The 16,312-nt window shown below is 45.2% G+C and carries 15 protein-coding genes and 1 other annotated feature (1 of these 16 cut by a window edge); of the genes, 6 read left to right on the plus strand and 9 right to left on the minus strand.

Annotated features, from left to right (window positions below):
- Window positions 1-70: a binding site (T-box leader), on the minus strand (it extends 138 nt beyond the left edge of the window).
- A gap of 148 nt (window positions 71-218) precedes the next feature.
- Window positions 219-2,840, plus strand: a complete 2,622-nt coding sequence (locus tag ASG02_RS08960) for a transglycosylase domain-containing protein (RefSeq protein ID WP_056062700.1) — start codon at window positions 219-221, stop codon at window positions 2,838-2,840.
- A gap of 47 nt (window positions 2,841-2,887) precedes the next feature.
- On the opposite strand, the gene acsA is transcribed toward ASG02_RS08960, so the two are convergent.
- A complete protein-coding gene (acsA, locus tag ASG02_RS08965) occupies window positions 2,888-4,591 on the minus strand; it encodes an acetate--CoA ligase (protein ID WP_056062704.1) in 1,704 nt (567 codons plus the stop codon).
- A 146-nt stretch (window positions 4,592-4,737) separates the two neighbouring features.
- Between acsA and ASG02_RS08970 the strand changes: the two genes are divergently transcribed.
- The 4 genes from ASG02_RS08970 (at window position 4,738) to ASG02_RS08985 (ending at window position 8,057) form a co-directional block, all read left to right on the plus strand.
- Entirely contained in the window at window positions 4,738-5,370 is a 633-nt protein-coding gene (locus ASG02_RS08970; protein WP_023469064.1) for a GNAT family N-acetyltransferase, read from the plus strand.
- An 18-nt stretch (window positions 5,371-5,388) separates the two neighbouring features.
- Complete coding sequence (locus ASG02_RS08975) at window positions 5,389-6,021, plus strand: acetoin utilization AcuB family protein (protein ID WP_035406212.1); 633 nt, start codon at window positions 5,389-5,391, stop codon at window positions 6,019-6,021.
- On the plus strand, window positions 6,018-7,211 hold the full coding sequence (locus tag ASG02_RS08980; RefSeq protein ID WP_056062706.1) for an acetoin utilization protein AcuC: 1,194 nt from the start codon (window positions 6,018-6,020) through the stop codon (window positions 7,209-7,211). Before ASG02_RS08975 ends, ASG02_RS08980 begins: the two co-directional genes overlap by 4 nt.
- Window positions 7,212-7,313: 102 nt before the next feature.
- The gene (locus ASG02_RS08985; protein ID WP_155960138.1) at window positions 7,314-8,057 is read left to right on the plus strand and encodes a FixH family protein; all 744 of its coding nucleotides are present in this window, start codon (window positions 7,314-7,316) and stop codon (window positions 8,055-8,057) included.
- A 53-nt stretch (window positions 8,058-8,110) separates the two neighbouring features.
- Here the strand turns inward: ASG02_RS08985 and ccpA are convergent, their stop codons facing one another.
- The 4 genes from ccpA to ASG02_RS09005 all read right to left on the minus strand — a co-directional run bounded on the left by ccpA (window position 8,111) and on the right by ASG02_RS09005 (window position 11,668).
- Complete coding sequence (gene ccpA / locus ASG02_RS08990) at window positions 8,111-9,121, minus strand: catabolite control protein A (protein ID WP_035406207.1); 1,011 nt, start codon at window positions 9,119-9,121, stop codon at window positions 8,111-8,113.
- A 158-nt stretch (window positions 9,122-9,279) separates the two neighbouring features.
- Entirely contained in the window at window positions 9,280-10,365 is a 1,086-nt protein-coding gene (locus tag ASG02_RS08995) for a bifunctional 3-deoxy-7-phosphoheptulonate synthase/chorismate mutase (RefSeq protein WP_035406204.1), read from the minus strand.
- Between the two features lie 200 nt (window positions 10,366-10,565).
- Window positions 10,566-11,102 carry a YtxH domain-containing protein gene (locus tag ASG02_RS09000; protein WP_056062709.1) on the minus strand — a complete coding sequence of 179 codons (537 nt, stop codon included), beginning with the start codon at window positions 11,100-11,102 and terminating at the stop codon, window positions 10,566-10,568.
- Window positions 11,099-11,668, minus strand: a complete 570-nt coding sequence (locus tag ASG02_RS09005) for a DUF948 domain-containing protein (protein WP_035406198.1) — start codon at window positions 11,666-11,668, stop codon at window positions 11,099-11,101. The genes ASG02_RS09000 and ASG02_RS09005 overlap by 4 nt, the downstream gene beginning before the upstream one ends.
- 138 nt (window positions 11,669-11,806) lie before the next feature.
- Between ASG02_RS09005 and ASG02_RS09010 the strand changes: the two genes are divergently transcribed.
- Window positions 11,807-12,919, plus strand: a complete 1,113-nt coding sequence (locus tag ASG02_RS09010; RefSeq protein ID WP_035406195.1) for an aminopeptidase — start codon at window positions 11,807-11,809, stop codon at window positions 12,917-12,919.
- Window positions 12,920-12,972: 53 nt separating this feature from the next.
- Here ASG02_RS09010 and ASG02_RS09015 read toward each other — a convergent pair whose 3' ends face one another.
- The 4 genes from ASG02_RS09015 to ASG02_RS09030 form a co-directional block, all read right to left on the minus strand.
- Window positions 12,973-13,413: a DNA starvation/stationary phase protection protein gene (locus ASG02_RS09015; protein ID WP_023469073.1), complete on the minus strand. Its 441-nt coding sequence runs from the start codon at window positions 13,411-13,413 to the stop codon at window positions 12,973-12,975.
- A gap of 82 nt (window positions 13,414-13,495) precedes the next feature.
- Window positions 13,496-14,011, minus strand: a complete 516-nt coding sequence (locus ASG02_RS09020; protein ID WP_035406192.1) for a DUF2179 domain-containing protein — start codon at window positions 14,009-14,011, stop codon at window positions 13,496-13,498.
- A gap of 170 nt (window positions 14,012-14,181) precedes the next feature.
- Window positions 14,182-15,477 (minus strand): UDP-N-acetylmuramate--L-alanine ligase, encoded by a 1,296-nt coding sequence (murC, locus tag ASG02_RS09025; protein WP_035406189.1) that lies wholly within the window; start codon window positions 15,475-15,477, stop codon window positions 14,182-14,184.
- A gap of 78 nt (window positions 15,478-15,555) precedes the next feature.
- Complete coding sequence (locus tag ASG02_RS09030) at window positions 15,556-16,293, minus strand: hypothetical protein (RefSeq protein WP_056062712.1); 738 nt, start codon at window positions 16,291-16,293, stop codon at window positions 15,556-15,558.
- Window positions 16,294-16,312 lie beyond the last annotated feature (19 nt).

Consider the following 16,312-nt stretch of genomic DNA (forward strand, 5'->3'; position numbering starts at 1 on the left):
TAGTTCGCAGCACCACTAGGTCTCTGTCACAGGGAGTGACTTACTACTATATTCCGATCATGGTTTAGCGCAATATACGAAAATAAGATGGTTTCATGATACGTCGAAGGCGAATCCGCTGTCAAGTCCGATTTCATTAGTAGATTTATGGTATAATACGTCTATCTGTGATTTAATATTAATTTACACCTAAGTTTAAGATGCAAAGGAGATCATTTATGCGCGAGAACTGGTTCAAGTTTTGGAATCATCCCCGGACGAAAGCCGTTCGGCACTGGTCAAATATCACATATGATGTTTCATGGAACATCATTTTGTTCCTCATCATAGCTGTCTTACTCGTCGGTAGTTTTTCTGTTGGTGCAGCGGGCGGCTATTTCGCTTCGCTCGTCAAGGACACAAAAGCACCACCATTGACTGAAATGAAACAACAAGTCAACAGCTATGCCGTCACAAGCCAAATTTATTGGGGAAGTGGTGAAAAGCTGACGAACATCTCAACAGATGAAGAACGTCAGCCTGTCGATATCAAGAAGATTTCTCCTTACTTGATCGATGCGCTTTTATCAACGGAAGATGTAGACTTCTATCAACACGATGGTGTCGTTCCAAAAGCGACATTACGAGCAGTTCTACAAGAACTAACGAATTCTGCGTCGCGCACAGGCGGAAGTACGCTAACACAACAATTAATCAAAAACCAAATCTTGACGAACGAAGTCTCATTCGAACGGAAAGCGAAAGAAATTCTTTTAGCATTGCGCCTTGAAAACGCGATGTCAAAAGATGAAATTTTACAAGCGTATTTGAATGTCGTCTCATTCGGTCGCAATTCACTCGGTCGTAACATCGCTGGGATCGAGGCTGCATCACAAGGAGTTTTCAACAAATCCGCGAAAAAACTGACGTTACCACAAGCAGCTTTTCTCGCTGGGATTCCTAAAAACCCTTATTACTACACCCCTTACCTTCAAGGTGGCGTTGTCAAAAAGGACTTGACGCCAAGCGTCAACCGGATGAAAACAGTATTGAAGCGGATGTATGTCGCGAAAAACATCACGAAGGAACAGTACGAAAAAGCAATCAAGCATGATATTACGAAAGATTTCGCGAAACAATCAAAACGTTCTCGTGATACGTATCCGTATGTCTACGATTTAGCCGAACGTGAAGCGACGAAAATCATGACAAAGTATCTGATGAAACAAGATGGCGTGAAAGAAGATGAAGTGAAACCGTCTGAACTGGCAGAAGTGCGTGCCAACTATCAAGATCAAGCACTTGTTGCACTGCGCCAAGGCGGCTACAAAGTTCACTTGACACTTGATAAAAAAATTCATGAAGCGATGCAACAACCTGCGAAGAACAGTGCGAACTTCCCAGGAAGCATGCAATACAAACAAGTCGTCGATCCAAAAACGAAAAAAAGCGTTTCGAAACAGGATCCAGAAGAAACAGCAGCAGTCATGGTTCAAAATGAAACGGGACGTATCCTCGGATTCGTCGGCGGACGGTATATGGATGGAAAAGCTGACGATTTCAACCGGGCATTCCAAGCCAAACGTCAAATCGGGTCAACGGCAAAACCAATCCTCGTTTACTCGAACGGGATTGAAAATCGCTTGATCACACCAGGGTCTACCGTTAATGATGAGGAGTACTACTACCAGACTGTACCACGTCAACCTGGCGACCGTCCGATCAAGAACGAAGGTGGACGTTACCGTGGTAATGTAACGGTTCGTACGGCATTAGAACTATCATTGAACGTACCGGCCGTTAAGATTTACGAGAAGATGAACATGTCGAATTCGATTCAAAAACTCGTCGATATGGGAGTTGAAGTACCTGATGCGATCCGTTATGCCCCTTCTGCGGCACTCGGAACGATGGAAATCACACCTGTCGAACTCGCAGGTGCTTACGCGACACTTGCCAACTATGGTGAATTCGTCCAACCGTACATCATCTCGAAAATCACGAAAGACGGAAAAGATATCTATAAAGCAAAACCGAAGAAAAAACGGATCTATGAACCACGAACAGCTTACCTGACACTTGATATGATGCGTGGTGTCTTCACGAAAGGTACAGCGACGTTCGCTAAAGCTAGATTGAACGTACCGGGAGATTGGGCCGGTAAGACGGGTACGACCAACGATGTCAAAGACTCTTATCTTGTTGGTTCTACTCCTGGTGTAACCCTTGCCGTCTGGACAGGACACGACCAGAACAACTCACTCATCGGTCCGTCAACGTACTACCAACGTACGCAGACGCTCTGGTCACAGATGGCGAATGCATCGTATGGTGCGAACAGCAGTTACTTCAAATCTGGTGCCCGCTTCACGCAACCATCTTCTGTAACAGCAAATGACTTCCAAAACAGTGGTCGCTTCAAAGAAGAAGATAAGAAGAAAAAAGCAGAAGAAGCAAAGAAAAAAGCCGAAGCGAAGAAACAGAAAGAAGTAGAAGAAAAGAAAAAAGAGGCAGACGCACAGAAGAAAGAAGATCAACAAAAACAACAAGATCAAGCTAAAGAAAAAGCAGATGCTGAGGCAAAGAAAAAAGCAGCAGATGACGCAAAACGTGCTGCCGATGCAAAAGCAAAAGCCGACGCAAAAGCAAAAGCCGACGCAAAAGCCGAAGCTGATGCAAAAGCAAAAGCTGAAGCCGATGCAAAAAAGAAAGCTGAAGCCGATGCAAAAGCAAAAGCTGAAGCCGATGCAAAAAAGAAAGCTGAAGCGGACGCTAAGAAAAAAGAGGCAGATGCGAAGAAACAGCAAGAGCAACAAAAGAAACAAGATGAAAAGAAAAAAGATGCTGCTTCTGAAAACTAACAAAAAGGATGAATCACCTGTTTCGGTGATTCATCCTTTTTTCATGTTCAATCCTCCATCGTCGATAAATCGCCCGTTTCCAAGTTCAACTCCCATGCTTTCAGAACACGGCGCATGATTTTACCACTTCGTGTCTTCGGCAACTTATCTCGGAAATCAATTTCTCTTGGGGCCGCGTGAGCAGCTAGACCTTCCTTGACGAATGCTTGGATTTCTTGTTTTAATTCATCCGTTGGCTCATAACCATCACGTAAGGCAATGAATGCCTTAATGATTTCGCCTCGCACCGGGTCTGGTTTCCCGATGACTCCGGCTTCCGCGACTGCTGGGTGCTCAACGAGACGGCTTTCAACTTCAAACGGACCGACCCGTTCTCCAGCGGTCATGATGACGTCATCAACACGCCCCTGGAACCAGAAATAGCCTTCATCGTCCATATAGGCAGAATCGCCTGACACATACCATCCTTTAAAGAAATAGGATTCATATTTTTGTGGATTGTTCCAAATTTGACGCATCATCGATGGCCACGGTGTTTTCAAGGCAAGGTTACCCATCCGGAACGGTGGTAACTCGTTTCCTTGATCATCAATGATCGCAGCTTGGGTTCCTGGAATTGGTTTCCCCATCGATCCCGGTTTAATGTCCATCGACTTGTAGTTACAAATCATCATCGCGCCCGTTTCTGTCATCCACCATGTATCATGAATGCGTTGGTCAAATGCTTCTTTTCCCCAACGAATAACTTCTGGATTCAATGGTTCTCCGACAGACAACACATGACGAAGACTTGAAAGATCATGGTGATTCGCGACGTCCGCCCCCGCTCCCATTAACATCCGGAAAGCAGTTGGCGCGCTATACCAGACCGTTACGTTATACTTCTCGATAACACTATACCAGAAATCTGGATTGAAACGTCCACCGACAACTACGTTCGTTGCCCCATTTAAGAACGGTGCGAAGATACCGTAACTTGTTCCTGTGACCCACCCTGGATCAGCCGTGCACCAGTAGACATCGTCTTCTTGTAGATCGAGTACCCAACGTCCTGTCATTAAATGCTGAATCATCGCATTTTGAACATGGAGGACACCTTTTGGCTTCCCTGTCGATCCTGAAGTATAGTGCAAGATCAATCCGTCTTCACGATCCAACCAGACCGGTTCGAATACATCGGATGCTTGTTTGAACGCTTTTCGGAAATCAAGTAATGTTTCTGATTCTTCAACGCCTTCATCAACGAGTACTACTTTTTCAAGTGATTCCAGTTCCCCAACTGGAACACGCGGGAGCAACGCTTTCGTTGTCACGAGTAGTTTCGCTTCAGAATCAACTAAACGATCACGAACAGCTTGTTCCATGAATGCTTCAAACAACGGACCGACGATCGCCCCTACTTTCAGTGCACCAAGTAGGGCAAAGTACAGTTCTGGTGAGCGTGGCATGAAGATGAAAATCCGGTCACCCGTTTTGACTCCTGCATCGACTAATACGTTTGCCGCTTTATTCGTCAATCGTTTCATGTCTGCATAGGTGAATCGTTGTTCCGTCATTCCATCGAAATAGATCAGCGCATCCTTGTTCGCCCGCTCGCCTTCTGCGTGGCGGTCTATTGCTTCATAGGCCATGTTGACTTTCCCCGTTGTCGCCCATGAAAAGTACTGCTCAGCATCTTTCCAGTCGTACGTGTTCGTTTCATCATACTCTGCTAACCAATGCTTCCCCGGAAGCGCTTTCAAAACTTTCATGTCTCGTTCCTCCCCTTCTATGTTTTCCTCTTTATTATAAGCTAGTTATCCGTCAGTTCAATCCATTTGCCGTCAATTTGTTAAAAAATCCCTCTCTTTACTCAAGCGCTTTCGTCTATAATGAGTAGGAAGGTGGTGACGCTTACATGTTTGAAAAACAATTCAATCATCGGACGCATGAAACATCACTCGGTCCTGTTGACATCGAAGGTCCCGTACCGAGTCAAACACTAGCAACGTATACACTCGATTCAGGGTTAACGGCTTTTCGTCCACCCGCTGAACAACATCAAGCGCTCGTTGAGATCGCAGACCTTGAAGAAGGACGGATCATCGTCGCTCGTCAAGGAACGGAAATCATCGGTTATGTGACTTACTTATATCCTGATCCCTATGAAACATGGAGTGAGGGAAACAATCCGTACATCTTGGAACTCGGGGCGATTGAAGTCTCCTCTCGGTTCCGCGGACAACAGATTGGTAAAAAATTGCTTGAAATCTCCATGCTAGATCCTGCCATGGAACATTATTTAATTCTAACGACTGAATATTATTGGCATTGGGACTTAAAAGGGAGTGGACTATCAGTGTGGGATTACCGGAAGATCATGGAGAAGATGATGAACCATGGTGGTCTTGTCTTTTTCCCGACCGATGATCCGGAAATCGCCTCCCACCCTGCTAACTGCCTGATGGCACGTATCGGAAAACACGTCTCACCTGAAGTCGTCGCTCATTTTGATGCGCTACGCTTGAGAAGACGCTTCATGTATGACTGAGCTCGAGGAGGAATCGTCATGTTAATCGAACAAATCATGAATACGACGTGCATCACGATGCAACCGACGAATTCCATCGCGCATGCGGTTGAACTCATGCAACGTCATCAGATTCGTCATATTCTCGTCGTTAATGCCCGTCATGAACTCGTCGGTCTTGTCGGACTAAAGGAAATTCAAAGCGCGAGTAGCATCTTTCATCCGGACACAGCAAAACAAGACCTACAGTATCCCGTTTCAAGCATTATGATCGAAAGCCCTGTCACGGCCCATCCGCTTGATTTTCTAGAAGATGCGGCTGTGCTGTTTTATGAATATCGCTTATCCTGCCTGCCAATCGTCCGCGGTCGACGTCTTGTCGGTATCGTCACGGAAACGGATCTGTTACGGACATTCGTTCAGTTGACGGGTGCACTCGAACCAAGTTCCCAAATCGAGATCCGTGTCGAGAATACAGCAGGTACATTAGCGAAGATTTCCGCACTGCTTGCTAAAACGAATATTAATATTTTAAATGTACTCGTGTATCCAACAGACGATCCTTATGTCCGGATTGTTGCGTTTCGTGTTCAGACGATGAATCCAATTCGGATCATCGAGAAGTTACGCAAAGAAGGATTCGATGTACTTGGACCGGATGTGAGCAGATGAAGGATTTTGCTTATCTGTATAGTCCTGAAGAAGCAACCTATCGATTTTCCGAGACCCACCCATTTAACCCAATCCGTCTCGAATTAACCGTTTCCTTGCTTGAATCGATGCATCAATTAGATGACATCCCTTGTATCGCCCCACGTCATGCGACCGATGAAGAATTGGCACTCGTTCATGATCAGGATTATATTGCTGCTGTCAAAGCAGCCGGAACCGGAGTATTATCACCACTCAAGGCACAGATGTACGGTCTTGGTACGGAAGATACTCCCTTGTTTCAAGACATGCATTCGGGTGCTTCCCTCCTTGTCGGCGGAACGATTGAAGCATGTGACCTCGTCTTATCTGGTCAGTATAAACGCACCTTTCATATCGGCGGTGGATTACATCACGGGTTCCGCGGACGTGCTTCAGGGTTTTGTGTCTATAACGATACGGCTGTCGCCATGGCGGCGATGATTGAAAAATATCACTGTAAAATCCTTTATGTCGATACGGATGCTCACCACGGGGATGGTGTGCAATGGGCCTTTTATAATCGAAATGATGTCATGACACTATCTCTCCATGAAACGGGGCGCTACTTATTTCCAGGAACGGGGATGGTAACGGAGAGAGGATCTGAAGAAGGATACGGTTTTAGCTGGAATGTACCACTGGATGCTTTTACGGAAGACGATTCGTTTTTACTTGCTTATGAGACGGCACTCTTTGAGGCATGCGAGTTGTTTCAACCGGATCTCATCATCACACAAAATGGCGCTGATGCGCACGTGCTTGACCCATTGACGCATCTATCCTTAACGATGAAAAGTTATGAAAAGATTCCTCAAATCGCTGTGGCTGCGGCAGAAAAGTATACAGATGGAAAAATCGTTGCTTTAGGCGGCGGTGGTTATGATTGGTATCGTGTCGTTCCTCGCGCGTGGAGTCAGGTTTTTGCTGCCATGACAGGACAAGATCCTTTTCACGGGGAAATTCCAATTGCATGGCAAGAACGATGGGGCGGACAGGAAATAGCGCCACCCACGCACTGGCATGATCCGTCACCACTTTATCCCGCAATTCCAAGACGTCCTGAAATTGAAGAAAAAAATTGGGAGACCGTCAAACGATTGATTTGGCCATTCGTAAACGATGAACGTAAAAAACAACTGACAGCGATTTCCCCCTATTCCGCTGATTAATTGACTTTTTATCTTCACATTTATTTCGTTCGGAGTTCACATCTTGTTGCTATACTAAATATGGAATTTTTACTTAGTAAACGAATAGTTGGGGGAATCATCATGAAAAAGGCATGGCTTTACTCCGGTCTCATTCTGTCGACAGGGATCGTACTTGCAGGATGTGGGAATGAAAAGCAGGCAATGGATCACGATAACATGCAAGGGGCCGGAAAACCGACCGTCGACGTCACTGTCGATATCCCAGCAAAGACAATGGATGAAGATGCCGTCGTCTTTAAAGCATCCGCGGTCGAAAAGAAAAAGCCCGTCAACCTTGAGGACGTGACGTTTGAAGTTTGGAAAGCTGGAAAACAAGATGGGGCACATCAAAAATTCAAAGCAACCTTGAAAAAGACAGGTTTCTATCAAGCAGAAGCCAAACTTGCTGAAGGTGAATACGAAGGTCTCTATCATATTAATGATAAAAAAGGACTCCATCACATGGATAAGATCTCTTTTGTCGTCATGGATCATTCACATGAAAAAGAGGAAGCATCGCATGAACACGAAGCCGTCGATGGTCTGTCTGTCCATTATATGGGTGCGACGAAAGTAAAGGCTGGTGCTGACCTCCCTGTCTCCTTTCACGTTTTTCTCGATGGAAAACCATTAAAGGCGAACGTTCAAGTCGAAGTCATTGAAACCGGTATTGAAAAACATAATTATGTTCCATTAACTAAAAAAGGTGATGCATACAGCGGAAAAGTCACATTGAACGCCCCCGGTCAGACGACGGTGCGTCTGCACGTCGAAAATGATCAACTCCACCATCACCAAGATGAACTCATCACCGTCACAAAATGAAAAAGCGTCTCTTTTTTCAAGCAGCTTGCTTGAGAGAAGAGACGCTTTTTCGATTAAGGGCGTGTCGAATCCCGTTGTTCGATTCGGTGTGGTAACGTGACATCGTTCGTTTCGATTTCTTCTTTGTTCAAAATCTTTGTCAAAAGACGCATCGAGACTGCTCCAATATCATACATCGGCTGAACGACAGTCGTCAGTTTCGGACGAATCATCGTCGCAAGACGTGTATTATCGTGTCCGATGACTTCAAAGTCTTCTGGAACACGGTGTCCGGCATCTTGTAAGGCATGGATGACACCAAGAGCCATCTCATCTGTTCCAGCAAAAATCGCACGTGGGCAATCTTCTCCAAGTTCAAGCAACTGGTTCATCGCCTTCATTCCTGAATCATACGTATAGTTTCCAAGGACGACGTTTTGTTCGCTGAATGGAAGGTTCGCCTCTTCGAGCGCTCGACGATAACCAGCAAATTTCTTTTCGCCATTGATTTGCTGTTCAAGTGGACCAGTGATGAACCCGATCCGTTCATGTCCACGGTCAATCAATGATTTGACGGCGTCATGTGCAGCACTTTCGTAATCGATGTTGACGGCAGGAAGGTCATAATCTTGATTTAGTGTCGCAGCGAGAACGATGGGCACAGGTGATGTCTTGAATTCACGAACGAGATCCTCATGTAGACGCCCACCCATGAAGATGATCCCATCAACCTGTTTTCCAAGTAATGTATTGAGCAAATGGATTTCTTTTTCTCGATTTTGGTCGGAGTTACAAAGAATGATGTTATATTTATACATCGTCGCAACATCTTCAATCCCCCGTGCTAAATCCGCAAAAAAGATGTTCGAGATATCGGGTACGATGACACCGACAGTCGTCGTTTTTTTACTTGCAAGTCCACGAGCAACAGCGTTTGGGCGGTAACCCAGTTGTTCGATTGCATCTTGGACCTTCTTTCGTGTGGATGGTTTAACGTTCGGATTCCCGTTGACGACACGCGATACGGTCGCCATCGAGACAGCCGCCTCTCGTGCGACGTCATAAATCGTAATATTACTATTCAAAACAAATTCCTCCTTTAGTATGATCCATCTCAAGTGTTTTCATTTCGTTTTCATTTTTAGGCAACACGAAAGGAAGACAGGAAAAGATAGTTTTCTTTTCCCATTCTTCCTTCATTGTAAAACGTTTTCATTCGCTTTAGGTCACCCTTTTTCGAAAATCATTGAACGTTTAGTGCCGGAAAGGTAGTCGTCAAGTTTTCGACGAACGTATCGAATTCTTGGAAATCAAGTTGTTGGTTCGCATCAGATAGTGCGAGTGCCGGAAACGGATGGACTTCAACCATGACAGCATCAGCACCGATCGCGTAAGCCGCTTTCGCTGTTGGCAACAGAAGATCCTTCCGTCCTGTCGAATGCGTCACATCGACCATGACAGGAAGATGTGTCTCTTGCTTCAGAATTGGAACTGCTGAGATATCAAGCGTGTTCCGTGTTGCACGTTCATATGTCCGAATGCCGCGCTCACACAAAATGACTTGATCGTTACCACTTGCCATGATGTACTCAGCCGCGTACATGAACTCCTCGAGTGTTGCAGCAAGTCCTCGTTTTAAAAGAACCGGCTTATTTGTACGACCGACTTCTTTTAGTAAATCGAAGTTTTGCATGTTGCGTGCGCCAACCTGGATAATGTCGACATATGGTAAAGCAGATTCAACCGCACTCGGCGTCATGATTTCAGTGATGACATGCAAACCGTGCGCGTCCGCTGCTTTTTTCAACATTTTTAGACCCTCGAGTCCAAGACCTTGGAAGTCGTAAGGTGATGTGCGTGGTTTGTACGCTCCACCTCGCATGAACTTCACGCCGTGTTTCGCGAGTTGTTCCGCGACTTCGAATACTTGTTCCTCGCTCTCGACCGCACATGGTCCAGCAATCAATTGTTGAGAACCATCTCCGATGACAGCATCTCCGATTCGGATGATCGTGTTCGTCGGTTTTTGTTTCCGTGATACGAGTAATTTCCGAGTCCGATCTTCTCCTTGTAATTCAAGAGAAGCTTTGAAAATTTCTTTAAATACATGCTGAAGGCGTCCTGTTTCAAAAGGTCCATGGTTATTAGCAGCAATTGATTCGAGCATTTGACGTTCCCGAACAGGGTCGTAACGGTCAAGCCCTTGTGCTCGTTTGACTTTTCCGATTTCGACAGCAATTTGACCACGTCGGTTCATCAATTCCAATAATTCTGCATTCACTAAATCGAGTTCATCCCGTAATCTTTTTAATTCTGCGTGTTGATCCATGTCCTACCACTCCCTAATCAGCATATAGCTCGTAATAGCAACTAATTATAACGAACTCTTTCCATGTTGTACATAAAGAAGCTGCATGATTTCTTAAAATATGAAAATAAATTACGTTTTTTCATATAATTTTTTCTACGTTTTCTCTATAAAGAAACATAGAAAAAGAGCCCTCATGATGAGAGCTCCGTATTCACTTCTTATTTCTTATGATTCACATCAGATTGTGGGTCATTGTCTTCCTCTTGCTCTTCCGCTAACTGTTCCCGTAGCTCTGAAAGATCAACGACCGTTTCCGTATCGATTTCTTCTGCCACGGATGCGCCATCGACTTCGTCCCCAATTTCACGCTCGATGTCACGTACAAGCTGTTCTGCTTCTGCGAGAGCTGCATCGATACTTGCCTGATCCTTCTCAAAACCAGCGTATTGTGCCGCTTCTTGAACCGTCGAATTATTCTTCGCTTTTTCAATGACAGGTGCTGCTTTGTCTTTTGCCAGTTGAATCCATTCTCCTACGAGTGGTTCTGCTTTTTCGCGAACAACTTGCGTCTGTTCTGTCAAACGTTGACGTGCAGGAGCCGTACGCTCGTCGATTAAGTCGCGCATCTCACGACCTGATTTCGGACTAGAAAGGAGAGCTGCCGCGGCACCAATCAATCCACCAACGATGATTCCCGCGAGGAAACCTCCTCCTTTAGAAGAATCTTGTGTTTGATATGGGTGTTGTTTCGTCATGATTTACGATCTCCTTTCAACTCATCTGGAATGCTTTCGACGTCCGGGACGGATACGACTTCCGGTGTAACCGGTGTCTCTGCTTTTTTCCGGAATCGACGACGTGGTTTTTTCTCGACTGTCGTCGTTGCTGTCGTATGATTTGAAACTGTTGTTTCTGCCGGTTTATTTTTTTTGAATAATTCTACAGCGACTGAGCCCCAACGGACTGCTTGTGCAATCTGGTCTTTATTCGTATCTGCCGCACCAGCGACCGTATCGGATACCGTCCGGACAGAATCTGTTACTTTATTCAAGGACGTACCAAGCTCTTCGATCGAGTTTGCAACAGGTGCAAGCAACTCGGTTTTTTCTTCAATCGTATCGACAAGACGATTCGTCTTATGTAACAACGCTGTCGTCTCCATCATGATACCGTCCAATTGACGTTCAAGTCCTGCTGTCGTGTTGGCTACATTGTTCAGCGTCTTACTTGCAGCACTTAGTACACGGGCAAGGAAAATGACGAGTACTACGAATGCGATCGCAGCGACTAATCCGGCGATTCCGCCTAATGTGATTTCCATGGTTCTTGCCTCCAATTTTTTGCGTAGTCTTTTGTTGTTAGTTCGACATGTAGCAAGTCGTTCCTGCTACTCCAAATGGTTTATTTCCGTTACAATGATAATTGAAACCTACATCATCCATTTCGAGGGGGAAATTTCATGCGTGACCCACGTCTTACTCAACTGGCAACGAATCTGATCAACTATTCGGTTGCCCTTGAACCTGGTGAAAAAGTATTGATTGAAAATTTCGGTATCGAACGTGAACTAGTCGAAGCACTCGTAGAAGCTGCCTACGCGGCTGGCGGTCATCCGTTCGTCTTACTTAAGGATAATCGTATCCTACGAAAATTATACCGAAATGCTTCAGAAGAGCAACTCCAATTGATGGCAGACATCGAACGTAAGCAGATGCAGGCGATGGATGCATACATCGGATTACGAGCTGGTGATAACATCAATGAACTATCGGATGTACCAGCTGAACAAATGAAACTGTACGGTCAAACGATTGGTAAGATGCATACACAGGATCGCGTCAAAGGAACGAAATGGGTCGTCCTTCGCTTCCCGACAGCATCGATGGCTCAACTTGCCAATCAATCGACAGAAGCATTCGAAGACTTTTACTTCGATGTCTGTACGCTTGATTACGAAAAAATGGGACAAGCGATGGAACCGCTCGTCGATTTGATGAACCGGACGGATCGTGTTCGTCTCGTCGGACCAGGAACGGACCTTTCGTTCTCGATCAAAGACATCCCAGCAATCAAATGTGCCGGAAATGCCAATATTCCGGACGGTGAAGTCTTTACGGCACCCGTTAAAGATTCCGTCAACGGTGTCATCTCATATAACACACCATCTCCGTATCAAGGATTCACGTTTGAAAACGTCAAACTGACGTTCAAAGACGGTAAAATTGTCGAAGCGACGGCGAACGATACGGATCGTATCAACCAAGTCTTCGATACAGATGCGGGTTCTCGTTTCGTCGGTGAATTTGCGATTGGCGTCAATCCCTTTATCCAGCATCCAATGAAAGATATTCTGTTCGATGAGAAAATCGATGGCAGCTTCCACTTCACGCCGGGTCAAGCTTACGAAGAAGCCTACAACGGTAATGATTCATCCGTTCACTGGGATCTCGTCAACATCCAACGCCCTGATTACGGTGGTGGGGAGATCTGGTTTGACGACGTATTGATCCGTAAAGACGGTCGTTTCGTCCTTCCTGAACTCGAAGTCCTCAATCCTGAAAACCTGAAATAAGAAAAAGCGGATGGCTCGTCCTTCATAGGACAGGGGCATCCGTTTTCTATATCTTATTTTTTCAATGTCGCACGAAGCATCCAAATTTGTTTTTCGATTTCCTTCGCTTGACCAAGCAGATCATCTTCCACTGTTACGTCTTGTGCCTCAAGATGTTCAATCGCATCAAGCATCTCTTTTCGGACTTGTTGGAAGTCTTTAATGACCGAATCGATCATCTCATCTGCTGACAAACCTGATTTTGCTTCTTCGAGTGTCGTTTGTTCTAAATATTCTTTTAGCGTCGCTGAAGGTGTCCCGTTATTCATCAAGAGACGTTCCGCAACGACATCATACTGCTCAGACACCCATGTATAGAGTTCTTCAAGCTTCTCGTGAAGCGTCAAGAAGTCTGGACCTTTAATATACCAATGGTAGTTATGGAGCTTAACGAATAGGACCCCATAGTTTGCGACCTGTTGATTCAAAGCTGATTTTGCATGATTACTGATCATCTGATATTCCCCTTTCCTGATGTTCTAATTCATCTTTATCCTTAAATAACAAAGGATAAACATCATTTTCAGGAAGATTGGATTATCGCGGACGTTTTAATCCCTTTAGCATATATCCGCCTTTGAAGTCGACGGAATCGAAGGCAACGAGAAATGCTTTCGGTTCATACTCCTCGACGAGGTTACGGAGCACTTTCATACGTGTTCGTGCCGCAAGGACATCTAATCGGTAACGAACACCGTCTCGACCTTGTCCTTGATAATGCGTCACACCGAAACCATTATCACGGATGACTTGAATGAGTTCTGCCGGAAATTCTTGTGTGTGTACTTGGATCATATTGTAACCGATGGCTAGTTTTCGTTCGACATATCCACCAATGAGTATACCAAGTCCGAATCCGAGTGCATAAACGACCATACCAAGTGTCGTTAAGTCTTGGAACACGATTCCTAGTGCAAAAATGTAAATCAATGTTTCGACCGTCCCAAAGAGTCCGGCAATGACGGTCCGTCCTTTAACAAGCATGATCGTCCGCAATGTCAAAACAGGAACGTAAATCAACTGGAGCAATAAGATGAGTAAAATCTGTCCCATGGTGTCTTTCCTCTCTATAATAACTTCAACACATACACACTATTTCAAACTTTATTTCAAGATGCAATCCTATTTTAGATTTTCCCTATCAGTTTTTTGATTTTACTATCACAATTCAAATTTACGACAAAAAAATGCCACTCTAATCGAGTGACACTTTTGGTTCTCACTTATTTTACACTTTGATATTGATGCTGATACGTTTGAATGTCGCCCGCTCCCATGAATAGAAGCACAGCATTTTCATGCTGACGTAGGACAGAAACGTTGTCGCGCGTCAGAATAGAAGCTTGCGGAATTTTCTCCTGCAAATCTTCGACTCGAACTTGCCCTTCCTGCTCACGTGCTGAACCAAAGATTTCACATAGATATGTCGCATCTGCTTCACGTAAAGATGTCGCAAAATCATCCATGAATGATTTCAAGCGTGTGTACGTATGCGGTTGGAAAATCGCGATGACTTCACGATCCGGATATTTCTTCCGTGCCGACTCGATCGTTGCGCTGATCTCTTTTGGATGGTGTGCGTAGTCGTCTACTAAGATTTGTGTGCCAAATTCTGACTCACTGAAGCGGCGTTTCACTCCACCGAATGTTGCTAAACGTTCAGCAACGTCTTCTTTACTCAATCCTTCGTACTGACAGATCGCAATGACAGATAATGCATTCAAGACATGATGACGACCGAATCCTGGAATCAGGAACGTGCCATAGAAATCATCACGTAAATAGACATCAAACGATGTGCCGTCTGGCGTTGATGTCGCATTTTCAGCTCGGAAATCATTGTTTTCTCCGAATCCATAATAAAGAACAGGTACATTCGCTTGAATGTTTTGAAGATGTTCGTCATCTCCACAAGCAACGATTGCTTGCTTGACCTGCATCGCCATCTCTTGAAAAGCCGAAACGACATCATCGATTCCCGTGAAATAATCCGAATGATCGAAGTCGATGTTCGTCATGATAGCGTAATCCGGCTTGTAATATAAGAAGTGACGTTTGTATTCACATGCCTCGAAGACGAATGCCTTCGCATCTTCTACTCCTGCCCCTGTTCCGTCTCCGATCAAGAAGGCCGTCGGTGTAATACCGCTCAAGACGTGTGAAAGCAAACCTGTCGTCGACGTTTTTCCGTGTGAGCCTGTAATGGCGACCGAACGATATTCATTTGCTAAGTGTCCTAAGAAATCGTAATAATGATGGATCGTTAAACCAAGTTCATTTGCCCGTGCGATTTCTGGATGATCATCTCCAAAGGCATTCCCCTGGATGATGACATAATCTTCTTTGATGTTATCCGCATTGAACGGGAAAAATGGAATTCCCTTAGCCCGTAACGCGTCTTCAGTAAAAATGTGCTTTTCGATGTCTGAACCTTGTACCTCATGATTCATCTCATGTAGTACTTGGGCGAGCGCACTCATCCCTGTTCCTTTGATTCCAACAAAATGATACTTTGTCATATAAAAGCCCTCCAATTCACGTTCCGGTCCGTACCATCGGGCTCGGGTACAAAACCTGTACCATTATAGCAAACCGATTTATTTTTTACCATGTAAATTATTTTGCTCTCGACGCGCACGATACATCGCCATCAAGTCTTTTGTCGTCATAACGACATTGACAGGCGGTCCAACCGGCTTTTTCACTTCCGACTGAACGGGTGCTACTGCTTCCGCTTCAGCAACAGATGGATCCAAAATCGAAGTGACTTCTTCCGATTGTTGCTTCTCTGCTTCTTGATCATCAAGAAGTGCCTCGCTCGATGTATCCATCGGAACAGTTTGCTCTTCTACGGTTTCACGTGTAGAAGGCGCTTCACTTACCCGCTCTTTTACAACCGTTTCTTCTGTTTCAGGTACGGTCGGCAATTCGACTTCGCTTACGTGATCTTGATTGGCTTCAGGTTCCGGTACAAGTAATTCAACGTCCGTCACCGGTACAAAGCCAGCATCTGCTTCTGCATTGTCTAAGACAACTTCTTCCGGCGCAACAGCCTCCTGCTCCGTCAAAGTAACCTCATCAGTAATTCCCTGTTCATCTGCATCTGAAACCTGTTCAACGGTTTTTGTTTCTTCCGCAGCTTCTACCGTTTCAGATACAGATTGTTTCGGACGTTGGAATCCATAAATCGGTGAAGGAACATCTGTTAAAACGAAGCGGTCTTCGCGCTCCTCTTTTTTCGGACGCTCTACCGGCTTTGTCTCACGTTCCCCCGCAAGCTCTCGACGAATTCGGGCAGCCTGCTCCTTTAGTGACTGTTCATAACGATTACTCATACGTTCACCCCTCCATCTT

This window comes from Exiguobacterium sp. Leaf196, from assembly GCF_001423965.1.
Lineage (GTDB): Bacteria > Bacillota > Bacilli > Exiguobacteriales > Exiguobacteriaceae > Exiguobacterium_A.